Source organism: Dyella sp. 05T440, from assembly GCF_056395965.1.
This window is the reverse complement of sequence record NZ_JBFTKN010000030.1, coordinates 1-2,170: the sequence shown is the minus strand read 5'-3', so window position 1 is coordinate 2,170 and position 2,170 is coordinate 1. Positions and strand designations below refer to the sequence as shown.

The window sequence follows — 2,170 nt, the reverse complement described above, 5'->3', positions numbered from 1 at the left end:
GAGGTTGAAGGCGTAGAACAGCGGTGCTTGCGCAGCTTGCTGACGACCCATCATCGTGGCAACGTCCACTTGTCCGATGGGTAGGCAGTGAATCAGCTTCAGACGGCCGATTCAACTGACTTTTTCAACACAATCGACCCGAAGCGGACATAATCGGCTGGTCCGTGGGGAAGCGGAGACGGGAGGACAAATGGCGTTTGATAAGGCCGAATTCGGCACGGCTGCATCGCTCAATTCGTTGGGCGAAGTCAGCCAGTTCATTAGGAATAGGCCCGTGGACAGAGGTGACCGACAGACCGCTGCAGCGTATGGAATGTTTCTGGTGGCATCAGAAGGTGCGAAGCCTGACAGCTATTTCGAAGATGCACTCGCATTACTGCATAGGCTCGCGGTAGCAAAGGCCGAACTGGATGCCGCCGCCCATCATGAATTGTTGGTGGCTGATATAACCGCCTCAATCTTGCGAGCTGCGCAGCACTTCATCGATGAGGCGACTGTGCCATGCACCGAGTGGCCAAGCACCGAGGAGATCGCAGGCGTGGTTTACGAGCAGGCGCGTTCATTCGCTGATACTTAAGGTCCGCATCCGACCCATAGCAGGCATGGCCGAACATGGAGGTAGTCGTATGTCGCACGCTTTGCATGATCTGTTACGCCGACTGGAAGTCGCTGGGATTTCTTTTACTCTGAGCCGAAACCGTTCCGACTCCGTACTGGTTTCACTGACCCTCGTCGGCGAAAGGATTGAGGTCGATGTGTTCGAGGACGGCCACATGGAGGTGTCCCGCTTCGCCGGTAGTGAAGATATCGTGGGTGGCACTGAACTTGTCGACCAGTTGATCGACGCAAATACGGATTGAAGAACCGTCCGCTTCCGACCCGAAGCGGACCTTATAGATTGGGATCGAAATAAGGGGATCAGGGGTGTTGAATGGAATTTGAGGTCTTCAAAGAATTGGTCTTCGAGGCCATATCCGAGAATGACGGTCGGTGGACTTGGTACCAATTGGACCGGCGACTGATGGGCGCCAATCCAGAAATGACCACGTCTCTCATGCCGGCGATAAGCGAATTGATCAGCGAGAATAGGATTCGGGTGGCTCCAAACAGCCCGATACCAGGCCAACCTCGCTACGAGGTTGTTCGCGTTTTCGAGTAGCAAGAAGAGGTCTGCTATCGACCCATAACGGACCTTATGGCCCTACAGCGCCGCGGCTCGCCCTTGCTCGCTGGCCTGGCTTCGTCGGATAGTTGGCGGAACGGCTCAGGGTGTGAGGCGGAAATCGTCACACTGACGAAGGCACGTGCACGGAGGCCAATGGTGAAGTACGCAGATGGTCAGCAGGTTCTCGCGGGGGACGTAGTCGAGATTGATGGTCGGTATCACGGAGTGGTGATCGCGGCCATCGATGGCAAGAGTTATTTGCCCGGTGGCGAGGAATGGGAGTACCTGGGTACCGGCGCAATGATCGATACCGATTTCGGCGGCTTGGTGCACTACCCAGACGACGACGAAGAGCTGGTCCTTGTTCGTCGGGTTAGTTGACGGAACGGCTCAGGGCGTGAAGCGGACATCGCGTTGCCAATCGACAAGCGGTAAACCAACTTTCATGAGCAGGGAAGCTAGATGCAGGTCACCAGCGAAGTCTTTGAGAAAGGTCTATCAGAAGGGATTACCTGGGAGGAGCAGGTTTTCATTTTCTGTGAATTCAGGGGCATCCATGGCGAAGGATTGCATGTCACGTCTGCCTTCCTCGATTCTACGTTTAGGCAGTGCGACATCTACTGGGCACTGTTCAATATCGCCACTTTTGTCGGAATCAAATTTCACGGTTGTGACTTTCATGGCTGCTCGTTCGCTGGATGCCGGTTCGTGGAATGTGAGTTTGAAGACTGCCGGTTCCTACCCGACAACCTCAACGGAAGTTGCCGCTTCGATGATTCGCGGTGGTACGGCTGCACGCAGCGGCGAACCGAGGGTTTGAGCACGGAATTTGCTTCTGTTTAGATGACCACGAAACGTCCGCTTCCGACCGATGGTGTTGAAAAAGTCGTCATTTCGCCAGTGGCTCGTCGGTCCGATGATGAGTTGGTCGGTTCCCAAGTGAAGAATCGACAGGCAAACGCTCTGGCTCTGTCATGCGGGGACCACATCGATCCCTTTGGTCAC

5 protein-coding genes are annotated in these 2,170 nt (G+C 55.1%); 4 read left to right on the top strand and 1 reads right to left on the bottom strand.

The features are described from left to right. The first annotated feature begins 190 nt into the window (after positions 1–190). The 3 genes from AC1DE1_RS20800 to AC1DE1_RS20790 all read left to right on the top strand — a co-directional run bounded on the left by AC1DE1_RS20800 (position 191) and on the right by AC1DE1_RS20790 (position 1,546). Complete coding sequence (locus AC1DE1_RS20800) at positions 191–577, top strand: hypothetical protein (RefSeq protein ID WP_477178688.1); 387 nt, start codon at positions 191–193, stop codon at positions 575–577. 49 nt (positions 578–626) lie between these two features. After that, on the top strand, positions 627–860 hold the full coding sequence (locus AC1DE1_RS20795; protein ID WP_477179342.1) for a hypothetical protein: 234 nt from the start codon (positions 627–629) through the stop codon (positions 858–860). 458 nt (positions 861–1,318) lie between these two features. Continuing rightward, positions 1,319–1,546, top strand: coding sequence for a hypothetical protein (locus tag AC1DE1_RS20790; RefSeq protein WP_477179341.1), 228 nt, complete (start codon positions 1,319–1,321; stop codon positions 1,544–1,546). Positions 1,547–1,663: 117 nt separating this feature from the next. Here the strand turns inward: AC1DE1_RS20790 and AC1DE1_RS20785 are convergent, their stop codons facing one another. Further along, complete coding sequence (locus AC1DE1_RS20785; protein WP_477179344.1) at positions 1,664–1,846, bottom strand: hypothetical protein; 183 nt, start codon at positions 1,844–1,846, stop codon at positions 1,664–1,666. Here AC1DE1_RS20785 and AC1DE1_RS20780 point away from each other — a divergent pair. After that, the gene (locus AC1DE1_RS20780; protein WP_477179343.1) at positions 1,781–2,008 is read left to right on the top strand and encodes a pentapeptide repeat-containing protein; all 228 of its coding nucleotides are present in this window, start codon (positions 1,781–1,783) and stop codon (positions 2,006–2,008) included. The two genes, AC1DE1_RS20785 and AC1DE1_RS20780, sit on opposite strands and share 66 nt — an antisense overlap. Positions 2,009–2,170: the final 162 nt, after the last annotated feature.

What these genes read in the sequence shown, in the direction of transcription:
- AC1DE1_RS20785 (WP_477179344.1), bottom strand. Translation starts at nt 1,846, where the DNA reads ATGAAAGTCACAACCGTGAAATTTGATTCCGACAAAAGTGGCGATATT.
- AC1DE1_RS20800 (WP_477178688.1), top strand. Translation starts at nt 191, where the DNA reads ATGGCGTTTGATAAGGCCGAATTCGGCACGGCTGCATCGCTCAATTCG.
- AC1DE1_RS20795 (WP_477179342.1), top strand. Translation starts at nt 627, where the DNA reads ATGTCGCACGCTTTGCATGATCTGTTACGCCGACTGGAAGTCGCTGGG.
- AC1DE1_RS20790 (WP_477179341.1), top strand. Translation starts at nt 1,319, where the DNA reads ATGGTGAAGTACGCAGATGGTCAGCAGGTTCTCGCGGGGGACGTAGTC.